The organism is Rhodococcus sp. OK302 (genome assembly GCF_002245895.1).
In the GTDB taxonomy this organism is placed as follows: Bacteria; Actinomycetota; Actinomycetes; order Mycobacteriales; family Mycobacteriaceae; genus Rhodococcus_F.
Genome location: NZ_NPJZ01000001.1, coordinates 1,675,666 through 1,692,256 on the forward strand (window position 1 = coordinate 1,675,666; position 16,591 = coordinate 1,692,256).

The following is a 16,591-nucleotide window of genomic DNA, read 5'->3' on the forward strand; positions in this document are numbered from 1 at the left end:
CCGATATGTCGGTTCCCACATATCGTGACTACGCTTGGACCAGAGATCGTCCGGACCTCTTCGAGGCATTCTGCCTGAGCATCATCCCGAACGTCACTGCGGAACAGGTTCTTGCTGCCCTCCCGACCCCCGCGAGCACGCTGATCGGCACATACTCGGACCTGGATGAGCGTGCGTTCGACAACGTCGGTCGGGGAGCGCCCGACGTCGTGGGACTGCTCGAGTACAAATCTTCGGTTGTCATGTTCGAACCCAACGGAGCGCTCGGTATCAATCCGACGATTATGCAGCCGCTATCTTCCGGACGAGAGATTGTCTGCAATTATTCTGGCGGACACGGGGTCTCCCATTTTTACTGGTTTGTAGACGGGTCGTTGCGAACATCGTTCGAGCCGCTGTTCGCGGATTCTCGCGAAGGTACCGATCCGGACGCGTTGTTGTCGCTGATGTCAGAAATCGGTGGCTTCCATCTCGACTCTCCGGAGACGGAGCCGGACGAATACCTAGATGACGAAGCAACTTTCGCACTGTGCGAAGCCGTCACCGGTATCCGTGTCACGGACACCCTACTGCTGGAATCGACCTATGTAGTGGCTGATATACCGACGTCAGAGATCTAGACCGCGAAGCTTCTCGAGATCTCGCCGTTCCCGCTTGGTGGGGCGGCCCGCGCCACGATCGCGCATCGGTATCGATGCCAGAAGTTCCGGCGGTGGGGGTGGCGGTGAATTGTCTTTCAAACAGTCGGCAACCAGAACCGCGCCGACGCGTTTGGTGATCGGTTTGACCACGAGAACGATGCGTTCGACGCCGGACACCCGCACCCGAACTTCGTCGCCGGCCTTGACCTGCTGAGCAGCCTTCGCCGAGGTTCCGTTCACGCGGACGTGTCCGGAGCGACACGCTGCCGCAGCTTGCGAACGGGTCTTGAACAGGCGGACAGCCCAGGTCCAACTGTCTACACGGACACTGATCGCGTCGGAAGGTAATTGGGCCATGGCAACGACGATACCGGCCACGTGGCCGACGACATGTCAGTCGTCGGCCACATAATGTTTGCCGAAGTGGCTAGGACACCTTGACGGCAGCGGGAGCTTCTACGGACTCGTCTTGTTCGATGTCGGCGAGCTGCTCGATACCTGATTTGTTGCCAAGAGCTGCGTTCGGGATGAAGATGACGCAGATCAGGGCGATCACGGCGAACGGAACGGCGATGAGGAAGACTTCTCCGATGCCCTGTCCGTACGCGGATTCGACTATGTTGCGCACTGCGTCGGGCAAGGTATGCAAGTCGGGGAGCGTTCCGTCCATAAGCCCACTCGCTGATCTTGCTATGTCTGATTCTTGAAGGCCGTTGTCGATCTCGGTATCGACGCGTGTGGAGAGTACTGCTCCGAGCACTGCTACGGCGAGGGCGCCGCCGAGGCTGCGGAAGAATGCGGCGGCAGAGCTGGCCGCGCCGATCTCGAGCACGTTCGCGGCATTCTGCACGACCAGGACAAGGTTTTGCGACATGATGCCGAGGCCGAGTCCGATGATCGGTGTGGCAAGGAAGATTACGGCGTACGGGCTGTCCACCCGCAGAGTCGAGAGCAGGATGGTGCCGACGACGAGTAGCGACGCTCCGGCGATCAGTGCAGGCTTCCACTTGCCGGTACGACTGATGAGGGCGCCGACGACGGTAGAGGCGATGAGGTTGCCGGCGACCTGCGGGAGTGTCATCAGGCCGGCGCCGCTGGCGGTGGCGCCGCGGCTGAGCTGCATGTACTGGCTGAAGAAGACGGAGACGCTGTAGAGGACGATGCCAACGGACAGGCTGGCGATGATCGCCAAGGTGAAGGTTCTTTCCCGGAACATGTGTAAGGGGAGGACAGGGTTCTTCACCTTGCTCTCTACGATCAACGTCACTGCGATCAGCACCGCTGTGCCGACGCCCAGTCCCCACGACAATGTGGAGTCCCACGCGAATTCGTTGCCGCCGAGCGAGAGCCAGATGAGAAGCGTCGAAATTGCGGCGGTGAGTAGGACCGACCCGATGTAGTCGATGCGAGCGGCGCCTTTGGGTGTGGCCACGATGAGCTTGAGCTGGATGACGATCATCGCGATGACGGCAACGGGAATGACGATGTAGAAGTTCCAGCGCCAGCCGAACGTATCGGTGACGAAGCCGCCGAGGAGTGGTCCGCCGGCCGTGCCGGCCACGACGACAGCACCGAGGAAGCCCATGTACTTTCCGCGTTCGCGAGGGCTGATGATGTCAGCGATCGCGACTTGGGAGAGGGCAAGGAGTCCGCCGGTTCCAATTCCCTGTGCCACGCGCGCAGCGATCATCATCATGGGCGTTTGCGCCAGTCCGGCAGTGAGTGAGCCTGCCATGAAGATTGCCAGCGAGATTTGCAGAAGACGTTTTCGGTTGAAGAGATCGGCGAGCTTGCCCCAAATCGGGGTGCTCACGGTGACCGCGAGCAACGATCCGGTGACGACCCAGGTAAGCGTCGATTGATTGCCGTCGAGATCGGTGACGATGCGAGGGAGGGAGGTGTTGATGACGGAAGTCGACAAAATGGCGACGAGCATTCCCATGAGAATTCCGCCGAAGGCTTCGTTTACCTGGCGTCGAGACATTGTCGTGGTCGGACTGTTATCGACTGTCGTTACCTTCATGAGGTTCCTTGCTCCGCTGACAAAAAGTATGTGACCATAGTCAATAATATTTAGTTACATCATGCAACTATATTTGTGGAGGGTGAGACTCGGGACACGTCGCGGCCTCTATGCTGATCAGGTGAGTTCGACAAAATCTGAGACGGATATCCGGGCGATTCAAGAGGCAATCAGCAAGCTTGTGCGGAGTTCTCGGAAGGCTGTGTTGACCAGTGCGGGAACGGTTGCGCCAGGGATGGCGCCCGCCGCGTTTGTCATTATGGCGCGAATTGCGGACGTGGCTCCAATGTCACCAGCGGCGATTATTGCTGCCACGGGATTAGCCAGAAGTGTGGTGAGTCGACAGTTGACTGCTCTGGTCAAGGAGGGCTATCTGGTCTCCGAACCTGACCCTCGAGACGGCAGGGTGGCGCTGTTTTCGCCGACGCTGGAAGCGGCAGCGAAGTTCGGGGACGTGAGCAAGGACAGGCGTGACGGGATCGCCGACATGCTCGAGGGGTGGACGCAAGAGGATGTGTCGACTTTCGTCACGTTGTTAGAGAGATTCGCTCAATCTGCATAGAACGCCGAGCGGGGTCGGTCAAAACATCTCCGCGCGTGACGCTTTCGAGGGATGGTAGCTAGGCCTCCAGCGACGCTTCACCTACCGCCCGATGCGAGTGTGCATTTCACGGCGGACGGTGAACCGGTTTTCGGGCGATCGAAGCTCTCGAGTTCGGAGTGCTGGCTGGTACAAGTGCGTCCGAAGGTGGCGAGATCGTCGAGGTGTGTACCAGTGAGGGGCATTGGAACGAACTGTCTTCCGGCGCAGCGTTCACCGCTGCAGACGGGGACCGCAAGCACTGAGGTGACTCACTCGAATACACATCCGGCCCCATACCGTCGAAAGGTATGGGACCGAAGGTGAAAGGTGAAGTGGTTACGCGTAGTCGTAGAACCCGCGACCGGTCTTCTTGCCGAGGCGGCCGGCGTCGACCATGCGACGCAGCAGTGCCGGGGGAGCGTAGTGCGGCTCGGCGAATTCCGCGTACAGCGACTCGGCCGCTGCAAGAGCAACATCGAGGCCGACAGTGTCGAGGAGCGTCAGCGGGCCCATCGGGTAGCCGCAGCCGCCCTTCATGGCCTCGTCGATGTCTTCTGCTGTGGCGTAACCGGAATCGAGCATCCGGACAGCCTGGCAGAGGTACGGGATGAGCAGGGCGTTGACGATGAAGCCCGAACGGTCGCCCGCACGAACTGTCTTCTTACGCAACGTGTTCTTGGCGTAATCGGTGACAGCGAGGACGGTTTCCTCGGACGTGGTCAGGCTGACCACGATCTCCACGAGCGGCATGACCGGCACGGGGTTGAAGAAGTGAACACCGACAACCTGGCCGGGACGCGAAGTGGCCTTGGCGATCTTGATGACGGGGATCGACGACGTGTTGGTCGCCAGAATGCCGGACGGCTTGACGATTTTGTCGAGCTTGCCGAAGATCTCGTATTTGAGGGCTTCGATCTCGGGAGCAGCTTCGATCACCAGATCACGATCGGCGAACTCTTCCATGTCCAGGGTGACGCGGACGCGAGCGATTGCCGCATCTGCATCTTCCTGAGTGATCTTGCCCTTGGCGACGCCGCGGTTGATCGACTTCGAGATGCGTTCGCGCGCAGCAGCAGCGAATTCTTCTTTGGTTTCGAGCACCAGCACCGAGCTGCCGGCTTTTGCACAAATCTCAGCAATGCCTGCACCCATGGTGCCGCCGCCGATAACGCCTACGAGTTCCACAATTCTCCTCAATCGATTTTGGGACGAAGTCCCTGTGCGCCTTTTCGGCAGTCGTAACTACCAAAAAGGCGCACAGGGTCGTAGACCCTACTTAAGCAGTGCGCGCGACATCACGACACGCTGGATCTGGTTGGTGCCTTCGTAGATCTGCGTGATCTTTGCGTCGCGCATCATGCGCTCGACCGGGAAATCGGTGGTGTAGCCGGCGCCGCCAAACAGCTGAACTGCGTCGGTGGTGACCTCCATGGCAACGTCGGATGCAAAGCACTTGGCTGCTGCGGAGATGAAGCCGAGGTTCTTCTCGCCGCGCTCGGCGCGCGCTGCGGAGGTGTAAACCATCAGACGAGCGGCTTCGACCTTCATCGCCATGTCGGCGAGCATGAACTGCACAGCCTGGAAGTCGCTGATGGACTTGCCGAACTGCTTGCGGTCCTTGGTGTATGCCAATGCCGCATCGAGTGCGCCCTGGGCGAGGCCGACGGCCTGCGCACCGATGGTGGGGCGCGTGTGATCGAGGGTTTCGAGTGCCGTCTTGAAGCCGGTGCCCGGTGCGCCGATGATGCGGTCGCCGGGGATGCGGCAGTTCTCGAAGTACAGCTCAGCGGTGGGGGAGCCCTTGATTCCGAGCTTCTTCTCCTTGGGGCCCACGACGAAGCCTTCGTCGTCCTTGTGAACCATGAAGGAAGAGATGCCGTTGGCGCCCTTGTCGGGGTCGGTGACAGCCATGACGGTGTACCAGGTTGACTTGCCGCCGTTGGTGATCCAGCACTTGGAGCCGTTGAGGATCCAGTCGTCGCCGTCGGCCTTCGCGCGGGTACGCATGGCGGCGGCGTCGGAGCCGGCCTCACGCTCGGAGAGGGCGTACGACGCCATTCCGCCGTTGACGAGATCCGGGAGGACCTTGGCCTTGAGCTCTTCGGAACCCTTGAGGATGAGGCCCATGGTGCCGAGCTTGTTGACGGCGGGGATCAGGGAGGACGATCCACAGACCCGGGCAACTTCTTCGATGACGATGCAGGTCGCGACGGAATCTGCGCCCTGGCCGTCGTACGCCTCGGGGACGTGGATGGCATTGAAGCCCGACGCGTTGAGCGCGGTCAGTGCTTCTTCGGGAAAACGTGCGTTCTCGTCGACGTCCTTGGCGTAGGGCGCAATTTCCTTCTCGGAGAGTCCGCGGATAGCAGCCCGCAGCTCGTCGTGCTCTTCGTTCAGCTTGAAGAGATTGAAGTCCGGGTTTCCTGCCATGGGAATGCTCCTTGTTGGAAGGTGGGTCGTGCGGCGCCGACAAGACCAGCATGGCTCGTCAGCAGACTGGTGCCAATGCAGTCAGTCAAACACGGCACTCAGTGCCAGGTCAAGGAGTGGGTGTCGGTATGGTGCGTCTCAGCCGAGCTGTTCGTGGATCTTTCTGCTGATTTCTTCGGCGGAAGTTCCCGGAGAAAATGCGACTACCAGTACAGACTTCTCCGTAGCAGCAACTTCCTGGGATCCTGGTACCACCCCGTACGTACGACGCACATCAAGCAGTGCTTGACGCAGTGCGTCGGCCGTGGCATCGGAATCGCCCTTGATCATGCTTCGCAAAAGGTAGTTGTGGCACGCAGTGACAGCGGCGGCAAAACCGACGACTTTGAGTACCGGTTCGCGAGGCACAGCGCTGCGCAGGTAATCGACGAAGAGTCGTTCGTAGCGGAAACCGGTGACCAGTTCGCGGTCACGCAGCGCAGGAACATGCTGGACGACGCGGTACCGCCGCATCGACAGGTCGCGGTTCTTCTGGAAGAAATCGAACACCAATCCGGCGGCCTTACACACCGACGCCCACGGATCGGCGGAATCAGCCGACAGGAACTCCGCTACGTGCTCTAGAAGTGACTCGTGATCGGCGAAGATCACGTCCTCTTTGGAACGGAACTGCCGGAAGAACGTACGACGAGACACCCCGGCAGCAGCGGCGATCTGTTCGACTGTGGTGGCTTCGTACCCGTTCTCGGAGAACAGTCGAATCGCCTGGGACGCGACATGAACCCGGAACTGCGCCGGGTCGGTTCCGGGGATGTCTGCGCGTTCACTCATAGGGACAAGTATCGCGCCTGCGGCCACTTGCCTGGTGTGACGGGGCAGTTGCCAGGTGTCGGATCGGCTGTCACTCAACGGTGTGCGGTGGATATGAATTGGTATGTTGCCGCCTCGACGATCTCCTCAGGCGTAATAGCGATCTCATCGTTCAACCACGCGGTGACCAGCTCGGCAAGGCCGCCCACAAACAGCAGTCCGTTGATCTGACCTTGATGTGGTGGCCAAGCTCGATCGCCGTACATTCGTGTGGCTTCGTCCGCGACCATCTGAGCAAAGCCTCGCAGTACTGCGCGTCGGTGAGTGCGCAGGGGTTCGAATGCAGCTGATTCGATCATCGCGACACGACCCTTGCGTGGATCGTCGGTGAGGATGCTGACGAACGACGTGATGGCATGTCGTACGCGCTGCTCGAGCGTCCCGTCGCTCGCCCGAAGTGCGGCCAGGCCGGCGTCGCGGACCTCGTCGGCAAGTCCGTCCAGGACCTTCTGCAGTAGTTCGTCTCTACTGGTGAAACTTTCGTAGAAGTATCGTTCCGTCAGCTTGGCCTGTGCGCAGATTGCGGTCATCGTGGCGCCTCGATTGCCTGCGGCTGCAAATACTTCCAGCCCTGCCTCGAGCAAGCTTTCGCGCCGCAGTGCTGAGCGCTGGTCGCCGCTCAGGCCGGCATATCGACGCGGCGTAGGAGGAGTCATAGGTCGATATTGACAGACGCGCTCACTGTGACGCAGACTACATTAATCTGACAGGATGCGCTGTCAGATTGAATGGGAGTAGAGGTCGTAGTGTCCAAGATCCTGGCTCGCCCACCCGCACGTTCGGAGTTGCGCCCGATTTCGGGCCGGTCAGGGCTGCCCCTCGTCGGGCACGCACTTGCATACATCCGCGATCCACTCGCTTTGATGCAAGAGAACTGGGATCGTTACGGCGAGGTCTCCTGGTTCTCGATGGTCGGTCGGCGATGGATCGCTGTTCTCGGACCTGATGCGTGTCAAGAAGTGCTGCAGAACAAAGATCGGGCTTTCGTCAACAGTGACGGTTGGTCAGTGCTGATCGGCCCCTTCTTTCACGGTGGACTGATGCTTCTCGATTCGGAAGAACATCTACGACACCGTCGAATCATGCAGCAGGCGTTCACCCGATCACGACTCGAGAAGACCGTCGACGTTCTCAACCCGGCGATCGATTCGGCACTCGACGCCTGGGCGCCCACAGACGGATTTCGTGCTTACACGGCACTGAAGACGCTCACTCTCGACCTCGCCACCGACATCTTTATGGGCGGGGCGGAAGGAAGCACCGAAAGCGAAATATCCGCAGTGAAAAAGGCTTTCGTCGATTGTGTCCAGGCGGCAACCTCGGTGGTCCGTTATCGTGTACCCGGGACTCGATGGAAGCGAGGACTGGACGGCCGCCGAGTCCTCGAAGCCTTCTTTCGTCGCTACCTGCCGGCGCGCCGAAATCGAGAAACTGACGATCTGTTCTCCGTGCTTTGTCACATCGAATCCGAAGCGGGACAACGCTTCAGTGACGACGAGGTGATCGACCACATGATTTTCCTTCTGATGGCCGCGCACGACACCTCCACGATCACCATCTCCACGATGATGCAATACCTGGGTCAACACCCACAGTGGCAGGACAAGTGCCGGGCAGAGTCGCTCGCGTTGGGGACGTCGACGCCGAGTTATGCAGATCTCGACGGACTCGGCAGCCTTGATCTGGTCATGAAGGAATGCCTCCGGATCGTCTCTCCGGTGCCGGTTGTGGCGCGCCGAGCGATTCGCGATACCCAAGTGCAGGGGCACTTCGTTCCTGCGGGAACGTATGTCGCGGTTGCTCCTCATTTCACCCACCACATGTCGCAGTACTGGCCTGATCCCGAGCGTTTCGATCCCGAGCGCTTCGCAGAGCATCGACGCGAAGACAAGGTGCATCGATTCGCCTGGGAGCCGTTCGGCGGTGGTGTGCACAAATGCCTCGGAATGCATTTCGCCGGTGCCGAGATCAAAGCAATCGTGCATCACCTTCTCCTACGCTTCGACTGGCACGTCGACGCCGACTACGTTGCCCCGCTTAACTTCACGTCATTACCGTCCCCCTCCGATGGACAGCCTGTCGATCTGCGTCCTCGCCCCACTTGTCCGCGTTGACTCTCGGCCGGAAATGTAAGGCACCCTGGCGGGAGTATCTGCCTCGCCGGGAATTTCGAGGTTCGCGCAAAAAGTAGCGCTGTGGGCAACCGTGATCTATTTCGACGCCCGCAGTTCGAACTTGAGAACCTTGCGCATCGGAGTTTGAGGGAGAGGGGAAAGATGATGTCCCTCGGAACCTTTTACCCGGCCAGTAAGGTGCGGGTGAGTGTGGAGTCGCAAAACAAACATTCCGGGCTGCTCCCGACAATTGTCGACGGTGCTCTCGCCTGTGGCGTCGACGACTCCTGCGATTGCCATGCGCCCTCGCGTCAGTCCCGGTAAGCGGAATCCTTAAGGCCTGTCGCCCGTTGTGGTTGATATGACGGACCTCACAATCGCACAATGCAGCACACGAGTGATGAGGGCATCGATGCAGGATTTGTTCGACAACAGTGACATGACTGGCCTGGCCGGGGCGATTCGCGAGGGGGACGTATCTGCCAAGGAGGTCCTGGAGTTCAGCCTTGACCGGCTCGACGAGCGGAACCCTGCCGTCAATGCAGTGATCAGCGAGCGCCGCGACGAAGCTCGGAACGAGGTCGCTGCCGGTCTTCCCGAAGGTCCACTCCACGGTATCCCGTTCGTGATCAAGGACCTCGGACTGGACGTCGCAGGCTTACCGAGCACCAACGGATCTCGTTTGTTCGCCGACGCTGTGGCGCAGGCGGATTCGACGCTCGTTGAACGATACCGTCGTGCCGGGCTGGTGATTGTCGGTAAGACGAACACTCCGGAGTTCGGCAAGAACGCGAGCACCGAACCTGCGCTGTTCGGTCCAACCCGCAACCCGTATGCCCTCGATCGTTCCCCCGGTGGGTCGTCGGGCGGAACGGCTGTAGCTGTTGCAGTAGGAATCGTGCCCGCCGGCCATGCCAGTGACGGCGGGGGATCGATCCGCATCCCGGCGTCCGCCTGCGGTCTGGTTGGTCTCAAGCCCAGTCGCGGTCGAACGCCGACGGCGCCGGCACGAACTCTGTTCGCGTCGCCGATGGGCGTTCACCACGCGCTCACCCGAAGTGTGCGGGACACCGCGTTGCTCCTCGATCTTGCCGCCGGGCCGACGGTGGGCGATCCGTACGTGATCCTGGCGCCGAAGCGGCCGTACGTCGAGGAGGTGGGCGCGGATCCCGGACGGTTGCGGATCGCTCTGAGTAACGCGTTGCCGGACGGCACACCGGTGGACCCGGAGTGCGCGGCCGTCACCACGAGCGTTGCCGGTCTGCTCGAAGAACTCGGTCACCATGTCACCGAAGGTGCCCCGGACTTTCCGCTCGATGCGCTCACTGCTGGGCTTTCCGTGTTGATGGGCATTCCCATGACCATTGAGGTCGACGCACGACTCGAGGCCGTGAACCGCGCAATCCGCGACGACGACCTCGAGCCGATGGCTCGGATGATCTACGACCGCGCGAAGACCGAGAGTGCGACCAACGTCGTCAAAGCACTGCAGGAACTCGAGCGGGCGGCCCAGGTGATCGGCGCGTTCTTCGTCGATCACGATCTGTTGCTTACCCCGACGATGGCTCGGCCGGCCGCACCTCTGGGTCTGCTCGATACGGCGAATCCCATGTCGATCTGGGAGCACTCGGCCGGATACAGCGGTTTGACCAGTCCGTTCAACAGCTCTGGTCAGCCGGCGATTTCCTTGCCGATGGGTCATGACTCGGCTGGCGTGCCTATCGGCGTGCAGTTGGTTGCCGCGTTCGGGCGCGAAGATTTGCTGATTCAAGTTGCGTCGCAACTCGAAACGGCACGTCCGTGGTCCATCGCCCCGGTGTGGCCGCCGACCCAGGGATAACAGCGCGACAAAACGGTTTGGCGGTGTGTTCTTTGCACACTGCCGGGCCGTTTTGTCGTGCATCGAGCGGGGTTCGACGGGCTCCCGGAACTCAAAAGTATTTCTAATCGAAATATCCCATATCGAACGACCCTTCTGCGTAGTATCCACAATGTGCGGTGGTGAGTAGCCGCCTCGAGTGGAACGATCAGGCGTCGATCCACATCGAGTTTTCTCCCAGCGCGACCGAACTGCGTTGTCACAGAAATGGATAAAGGATGGTCGTTCAAGCGGACATGGCACACCGGCGTTCTCTGGCCGTGGAAGAACTGACAGGCCCGGGGCAGTTGTTCGAGGTGGCTGACGAATCCGTGCGCGGCCATGTCATGCCGGTGTTCACGAACCGGGCGCACACGCTTCGTGAGATTCTGGCGGCATCGGTCCGGTACGGCGATGCCGAGTATCTGGTGTGTGACGAACTGCGGATCACGTTCGCCGATCATTTCTCTCGCGTGGCGTCACTAGCGGAGGAGTTGCGACGCACGTACTCGATCGGCAAGGGCGACCGCGTGGCGATTCTGTCGGCGAACAACGCCCAGTGGATCGTCACGTTCTGGGCGGCAACGTCGCTCGGGGCAATCGTGGTCGGGATGAACGCGATGTGGTCCGCTCCCGAGATCGATTACGGCATGAAGCACTCCACTCCGAAACTTGTTGTCGCCGATGCAAAACGACGAGAACTGCTCGGTGATGTGAACGTGCCGGTGCTGTCCGTCGAATCCGACGTACCGCGGTTGTCCACGGTGCACGTGGCCGCAGAACTGCCGACCTGCGCTATTGACGAGGACGATCCCGCCGTCATCTTGTACACCAGCGGCACAACCGGTCGACCGAAGGGTGCAACACACTCGCATCGGAACGTCATCACGGCAAACGACTTTCACCGATTCAACGACGCGTTGGCAACGCATCTCGGAAGCACACCCGCGGACCGGCGGTTTCTCCTGTCGAATCCGCTGTTCCACATCGCGTCACTGCACAATCTCGCCGTTCCACGGTTGTCGATCGGTGACACCGCCGTCATCTACAGCGGGCGCTTCGACATCGACCGCGTGCTGCGATTGATCGAGCGTGAGCAGGTCACCAACTGGGGAGCTGTTCCGACGATGGCGAATCGCCTTGTTTCACACGGTGATCTGTCCCGATACGATCTGTCCTCACTCAAGACGATGTCACTGGGATCGGCGCCGTCGTCGACGGTGCTGAAGGAGAAGGTCCGCGAACTGTTGCCGGTGGCAGGGCGTTCGTTGGGGACGACGTACGGGCTCACCGAGTCGTCCACCGGAGCCACATTGGCGACAGCAGCCGATCTCGAGGACTACCCCGATTCCGTGGGTCGCCCCGTCGTCACGATGAGTGTCGAGATCCGGGACGACAACGGTCATCGGCTCCCGGACGGTTACGAGGGTGAGATATGCCTGCGCGGGCCGCACGTCATGGTGGGTTACTGGAACAACGAATCTGCGACGTCGGCGGCACTCGACGAAGAAGGATGGCTGCGCACCGGAGATCTGGGGTTCATGGCAGACGGTCACCTTCGTGTAAGCAGCCGTCGTTCCGATCTGATTCTGCGTGGTGGCGAGAATATCTACCCGGTCGAGGTCGAGAACGTCCTCAGTGAGCACCCGGCGGTACAGGAATGCGCTGTCGTCGGGGTTTCGCATGAAGATTTGGGCGAAGAGGTGGCTGCGATCGTTGTGGTCGAGGAGCCGGGATCTGTCACGGAGGTGGAGCTGCTCGGGTACCTACGGGAACGCCTCGCCAAGTACAAGGTTCCGTCGCGATGGCGACTGACAACTGAACCGTTACCGCGCAATGCAACCGGAAAAGTGGTACGCAAACAACTCGATGTCGAAGCGGAACCGTCGATGGTCTCGGAGAATCGTCATGCCTGGGCACCGTTGCTGGCTGCGCTCGATGAGCGCCGCGTGGCGGCTCGGGCAATGGGTGGGCCGGACAAGTTGCTGCGCTACCGGCGATTCGGTCGGGTGGATTCCCGCGAGCGCATAGCGAAGCTGTTGGATCACGGCACTTTCCAGGAAATCGGCATTCTCGGCGGCGATACATCGATACCGTCGGATGGATTTGTTGCCGGATCCGGTCTCGTCGACGGTCGACCGGTTCTGGTCGGTTCGGAGGATTTCACGGTTGCCGGCGGATCGATCGGAACTGCGGCCGCGACCAAACGTGCCCGCATCGCGGAACTTGCCAAGCGGGAGCGTGCTCCGTTGATCATGTTGCTGGAAGGCGCGGGGCATCGGGCCACCAATGCACTGCACCCGCATCGGCCGGCACCCAACGATCTTCAAGCGATGGCGGAACTTTCAGGACTCGTTCCGACGGTCTCGATAGTCTGTGGCCCCTCGGCGGGCCATGGTGCGCTCGCTGCGCCCATGTCTGATTTTGTGGTGATGATCGAAGGTCACGGCGCACTGTTTACTGCGGGCCCACCATTGGTGGAGGCGTCGCTGGGTGAAAAGGTGACCAAGGAAGATCTCGGTGGGCCGCACGTGCACGCCGTGCAGAGTGGTGTCGCAGACAATGTGGCCGCAGACATCGACTCTGCGCTCGCAATGGCTCGGCGCTACCTGTCGTATTTTCCGTCGAATGCCTGGAGTCGCACGGAACACTCGGATACCGAAGCGCCCATTGCGGCACCACGGTCACTCGAAACTCTTCTCGACATCCTTCCTCCGAATCCTCGTATCCCGTACGACATGCGAGATGTGTTGTCAGTGATGGTGGACGACGGCAGTCTCTTCGAGCTACAGCCACACCACGGTTCTTCCGTGATCACTGCACTGGCCAGGATGGGTGGTCGAGCAGTCGCCGTCGTCGCCAATCAGCCGCTGGTACTAGCTGGTGCGCTCGACGTTGCAGCGGCGGAGAAGGCAACGCGGTTCATCGAGATGACCGGCGCTTTTCATCTGCCGTTGATTTTCCTGGCCGATAACCCGGGCGTTCTGGCGGGAAGTAAGTCCGAACGAGACGGGATACTTCGCGCGAGCGCTCGAATGTTTGCGGCTCAGCATCGGTCAACGGTGCCGAAAATGCATGTGACAGTGCGGAAAGCGTTCGGCTTCGGGGGATCTGTTATGGGGCAGAATGCTTTTGACCATCAGACGATTTCGCTGTCCTTCCCCGGCGGCATGCTGGGTGGAATTCCGGCCGCCGTGGGTGGGCGAACCGCGAAAGCGGACGAGCGCACACAGCGCGCATTGATCGAGAACGAGGCCGCAGGTCCGTGGCGTCTGGCAAGTTCGGTGACCTATGACGATGTGATTGACCCGCGCGAATTGCGCAACGCGCTGCTCGGGGCGCTGCGACTCTCGGCCGGCCGTGATTCGGAGCCCGCCAGTCCCGTCATGCGTACTGGATACTTGCCCTGATCGTTTGTATTGCAAGAGAATTGGAGAAGATTTGTGAGCCTGAGTGCAGCCGGTGTTGAAGAGTCCGATACGACGCACATCTTTCGGAATATGTTCGGCAGCCGTCTGAGGATCCCCGTCATCGCAGCTCCGATGCTCAGGGTGAGCGGGATTGAACTTGTCTCGGCCGCCTGTGCCGCGGGAGTAGTCGGTGCCTTTCCGACGGCTAACGCTCGCACCGTGGAGGAACTCGATAACTGGCTGACGATCTTCGATCGCGAGCAGGCGGAGAGCGGTGGAACAATCGCCCCGTACTGCCCCAACCTGATCATCAGGCAACCTCGACTGGCAGACGATCTTGCGTGTCTACTCCGACACCGGGTGGAATTGGTAATTGCGAGTGTAGGGTCTCCCGCGCCGATCATCGGTCCCCTTCACGACATCGGTGCCAAGGTCTTTGCCGACGTCGGAACTCTTCGTCACGCCGAGAAAGCAGTTGCGGCCGGAGCAGACGGACTCGTGTTGTTGTCCGCGGGGGCCGGTGGTCAGACGGGTTGGATGAACCCGTTCGTCTTTGTTCGCGCGGTTCGCGAATTCTTCGAGGGCACAGTTATTCTCGCAGGAGGAATCTCGGACGGACACGCCTTGTGGGCCGCGGAGGTGGCGGGATACGACGCGGCCTACATGGGTACTCGGTTCATTGCCACGGACGAGAGTGCCGGTGCCCCGGCGTACAAGGACATGTTGGTCGCCAGCACGATGGACGATGTACTTCTGACCAACGCGTTCACAGGGTTGCGCACGAACATGCTCGAGCCGTCCATCAGGGCGCAGGGGCTCGATCCCGGAAAATTGAACGAGCAGATCTCCGTGAAGGATTCGGCCGAACTGTTCGGGGCGAAGGCGCCGGCCGCTGGTCCGGTGCGATGGACCGACGTCTGGAGTGCCGGACACACGGTGTCGGGTGTGAAGCGGCGAGGGCCGGTATCGGACCTCGTCCGAGATACGCGAAACGAGTACGACAGTGCCCGTGCGAGAACCCGTTCGATGCTCGAGATGCAGGCGAACGTGACTGCGCTGGAGGAACTTCAGTGATATCTGCAGGAAATCGGAATGCGGGAATCTCCGGCCCCGGCCAGACGATGGGTTCGCTGACGATTCGGGCGCTACGTCGATATCCGGAACGGCTGGCGTTCTCCTGGGACGGCGGGAGGCTCTCCTATGCCGGTGCGGCCGATCTGATCGGACGCTATCAACATGTACTGCAGCGCAAGGGATTAGGTCGAGGATCTACCCTCGCGATATTGGCCGGCAACCGTGCCGAAGCCTGGTGTATCGGCGCAGCCGCGCATGCTTCCGGAATCGCGACGTCATGGTTGCATCCGATGGGCTCGTTCGACGATCAGATGTTCCAGATACGCGACGCCGAAGTAGACGGCGTGGTGGTCGATGAACGCCATCACAGTGAGCGTGCCGGGCAATTGGCCGCCGCGTGCGTAGACGATGTCACTGCTGTTTTCAGTTTCGGACCGTGCGACTTTGCCTGTGATCTGGAAGATTTGGCGAATTCGGTCGGAAGTTCGCGGGCAGTAGACCTTGCCTCGCGATCGGACATCGCAGTGATCGCGTATACCGGCGGAACTACCGGAAAACCGAAAGGCGTGATGCGTCGCCATGCGTCTGCTGTCCGGGCGACGGCCGGCATTTTGAGCGACTTCGAGATTCCGGACAGCCCTCGTTACCTTTCGGTAGCACCCTTGAGTCATGTCGGTGGGTCGAAAGTGTTGTCCACCTTCATTCGTGGTGGCAGCGTGCATCTGATCAACGGATTCACCCCGGAGCGTGTCTTCGCTGCGATAGAGCGTGAGCGATCGAACTTCACGCTCCTTGTGCCGTCGATGATCTACTCGATGCTCGACGACCCCGCCATCGACGGCGCGGATCTTTCTTCGCTGGAGTTGATCCTGTACGGTGCATCGCCGATGTCGCCGTCCCGGTTGATGGAGGGTCTGGATCGAGTAGGTCCGGTATTTTCGCAACTGTACGGACAGACCGAGTGTTATCCGATCGCACTACTGAAAAAGTCAGACCACGATCCGAGCGACCCGGATCTGCTCTCGTCCTGTGGATTTCCGCTCAGTCCATTCACCGTTTCGGTACGGGACGCCGAGGGACAGGAGGTCCCCACGGGCGAACTCGGAGAAGTGTGCGTGCGCGACGGTGCCACAATGGATGGCTACTGGAAGAACGACGAGTTGACGGCAGAAACGCTCGTGGACGGTTGGTTGCATACCGGCGATATCGCGCGTGCCGATGATCGGGGATACCTGTACATCGTCGATCGTAAGAAGGACATGATCATCAGCGGTGGGTTCAATGTCTATCCCAAAGAGGTCGAGGATGCGTTGACCTCCCATGAATCTGTATCCAGCGCCGCAGTGTACGGAACCCCGGACGACAAATGGGGTGAAGCCGTGACGGCGTCGGTAGTTCTACGGCCCGGCGCAATCGTCGATGAGTCCGAGTTGGTGGCGTTGGTCAAGCAACGCAAAGGGTCGGTCCAAGCCCCGAAGCGGATTCACATCGTGGACAGCCTTCCATTGACCGCGTTGGGCAAGGTGGATAAGAAGGCATTGCGAGATCAGCCAGGGCCCTGACTAGGTCCTTCGTCCCGAATTTCCGT

Annotated in this window: 14 protein-coding genes and 1 pseudogene; 9 read left to right on the top strand and 6 right to left on the bottom strand. The window is 60.5% G+C overall.

The window, feature by feature from the left end; genetic code table 11:
- Window positions 1-5: 5 nt before the first annotated feature.
- A complete protein-coding gene (locus BDB13_RS07675) occupies window positions 6-620 on the top strand; it encodes a DUF6461 domain-containing protein (protein ID WP_094271113.1) in 615 nt (204 codons plus the stop codon).
- Here BDB13_RS07675 and BDB13_RS07680 read toward each other — a convergent pair.
- Complete coding sequence (locus BDB13_RS07680; protein WP_094274759.1) at window positions 609-998, bottom strand: RNA-binding S4 domain-containing protein; 390 nt, start codon at window positions 996-998, stop codon at window positions 609-611. The genes BDB13_RS07675 and BDB13_RS07680 overlap by 12 nt on opposite strands.
- Before the next feature lie 70 nt (window positions 999-1,068).
- Entirely contained in the window at window positions 1,069-2,664 is a 1,596-nt protein-coding gene (locus BDB13_RS07685; RefSeq protein ID WP_094271114.1) for an MFS transporter, read from the bottom strand.
- 121 nt (window positions 2,665-2,785) lie between these two features.
- Between BDB13_RS07685 and BDB13_RS07690 the strand changes: the two genes are divergently transcribed.
- Window positions 2,786-3,226, top strand: a complete 441-nt coding sequence (locus tag BDB13_RS07690) for a MarR family winged helix-turn-helix transcriptional regulator (protein ID WP_169632033.1) — start codon at window positions 2,786-2,788, stop codon at window positions 3,224-3,226.
- Between the two features lie 158 nt (window positions 3,227-3,384).
- The gene (locus BDB13_RS32860; protein WP_254922747.1) at window positions 3,385-3,510 is read left to right on the top strand and encodes a hypothetical protein; all 126 of its coding nucleotides are present in this window, start codon (window positions 3,385-3,387) and stop codon (window positions 3,508-3,510) included.
- Window positions 3,511-3,583: 73 nt separating this feature from the next.
- On the opposite strand, the gene BDB13_RS07695 is transcribed toward BDB13_RS32860, so the two are convergent.
- The 4 genes from BDB13_RS07695 to BDB13_RS07710 form a co-directional block, all read right to left on the bottom strand.
- Window positions 3,584-4,432, bottom strand: coding sequence for a 3-hydroxybutyryl-CoA dehydrogenase (locus BDB13_RS07695; protein WP_094271116.1), 849 nt, complete (start codon window positions 4,430-4,432; stop codon window positions 3,584-3,586).
- An 87-nt stretch (window positions 4,433-4,519) separates the two neighbouring features.
- On the bottom strand, window positions 4,520-5,677 hold the full coding sequence (locus BDB13_RS07700) for an acyl-CoA dehydrogenase (RefSeq protein WP_094271117.1): 1,158 nt from the start codon (window positions 5,675-5,677) through the stop codon (window positions 4,520-4,522).
- A 138-nt stretch (window positions 5,678-5,815) separates the two neighbouring features.
- Window positions 5,816-6,508 (bottom strand): TetR family transcriptional regulator, encoded by a 693-nt coding sequence (locus tag BDB13_RS07705; RefSeq protein ID WP_094271118.1) that lies wholly within the window; start codon window positions 6,506-6,508, stop codon window positions 5,816-5,818.
- A gap of 74 nt (window positions 6,509-6,582) precedes the next feature.
- Complete coding sequence (locus BDB13_RS07710; RefSeq protein ID WP_094271119.1) at window positions 6,583-7,203, bottom strand: TetR/AcrR family transcriptional regulator; 621 nt, start codon at window positions 7,201-7,203, stop codon at window positions 6,583-6,585.
- A 90-nt stretch (window positions 7,204-7,293) separates the two neighbouring features.
- Here BDB13_RS07710 and BDB13_RS07715 point away from each other — a divergent pair, with 90 nt between their 5' ends.
- The 6 genes and pseudogenes from BDB13_RS07715 to BDB13_RS07740 all read left to right on the top strand — a co-directional run bounded on the left by BDB13_RS07715 (window position 7,294) and on the right by BDB13_RS07740 (window position 16,565).
- On the top strand, window positions 7,294-8,661 hold the full coding sequence (locus BDB13_RS07715) for a cytochrome P450 (protein ID WP_094271120.1): 1,368 nt from the start codon (window positions 7,294-7,296) through the stop codon (window positions 8,659-8,661).
- Window positions 8,662-9,073: 412 nt separating this feature from the next.
- Entirely contained in the window at window positions 9,074-10,501 is a 1,428-nt protein-coding gene (locus tag BDB13_RS07720; protein WP_094271121.1) for an amidase, read from the top strand.
- Window positions 10,502-10,866: 365 nt separating this feature from the next.
- Window positions 10,867-12,357, top strand: a pseudogene (locus tag BDB13_RS33790) (class I adenylate-forming enzyme family protein); the annotation flags it as partial.
- Between the two features lie 51 nt (window positions 12,358-12,408).
- Window positions 12,409-13,929, top strand: coding sequence for a carboxyl transferase domain-containing protein (locus BDB13_RS33795; RefSeq protein WP_094274760.1), 1,521 nt, complete (start codon window positions 12,409-12,411; stop codon window positions 13,927-13,929).
- 33 nt (window positions 13,930-13,962) lie between these two features.
- Window positions 13,963-15,003 (top strand): NAD(P)H-dependent flavin oxidoreductase, encoded by a 1,041-nt coding sequence (locus BDB13_RS07735; RefSeq protein ID WP_254922748.1) that lies wholly within the window; start codon window positions 13,963-13,965, stop codon window positions 15,001-15,003.
- Window positions 15,000-16,565, top strand: coding sequence for an AMP-binding protein (locus BDB13_RS07740; protein ID WP_217902121.1), 1,566 nt, complete (start codon window positions 15,000-15,002; stop codon window positions 16,563-16,565). The genes BDB13_RS07735 and BDB13_RS07740 overlap by 4 nt, the downstream gene beginning before the upstream one ends.
- Window positions 16,566-16,591: the final 26 nt, after the last annotated feature.

Excerpts from the sequence above, each read along its gene's own strand:
- BDB13_RS33795 (WP_094274760.1), top strand. The coding sequence starts at position 12,409 with ATGGTCTCGGAGAATCGTCATGCCTGGGCACCGTTGCTGGCTGCGCTC.
- BDB13_RS07710 (WP_094271119.1), bottom strand. The coding sequence starts at position 7,203 with ATGACTCCTCCTACGCCGCGTCGATATGCCGGCCTGAGCGGCGACCAG.
- BDB13_RS07700 (WP_094271117.1), bottom strand. The coding sequence starts at position 5,677 with ATGGCAGGAAACCCGGACTTCAATCTCTTCAAGCTGAACGAAGAGCAC.
- BDB13_RS07720 (WP_094271121.1), top strand. The coding sequence starts at position 9,074 with ATGCAGGATTTGTTCGACAACAGTGACATGACTGGCCTGGCCGGGGCG.
- BDB13_RS07705 (WP_094271118.1), bottom strand. The coding sequence starts at position 6,508 with ATGAGTGAACGCGCAGACATCCCCGGAACCGACCCGGCGCAGTTCCGG.
- BDB13_RS07680 (WP_094274759.1), bottom strand. The coding sequence starts at position 998 with ATGGCCCAATTACCTTCCGACGCGATCAGTGTCCGTGTAGACAGTTGG.
- BDB13_RS07685 (WP_094271114.1), bottom strand. The coding sequence starts at position 2,664 with ATGAAGGTAACGACAGTCGATAACAGTCCGACCACGACAATGTCTCGA.
- BDB13_RS07675 (WP_094271113.1), top strand. The coding sequence starts at position 6 with ATGTCGGTTCCCACATATCGTGACTACGCTTGGACCAGAGATCGTCCG.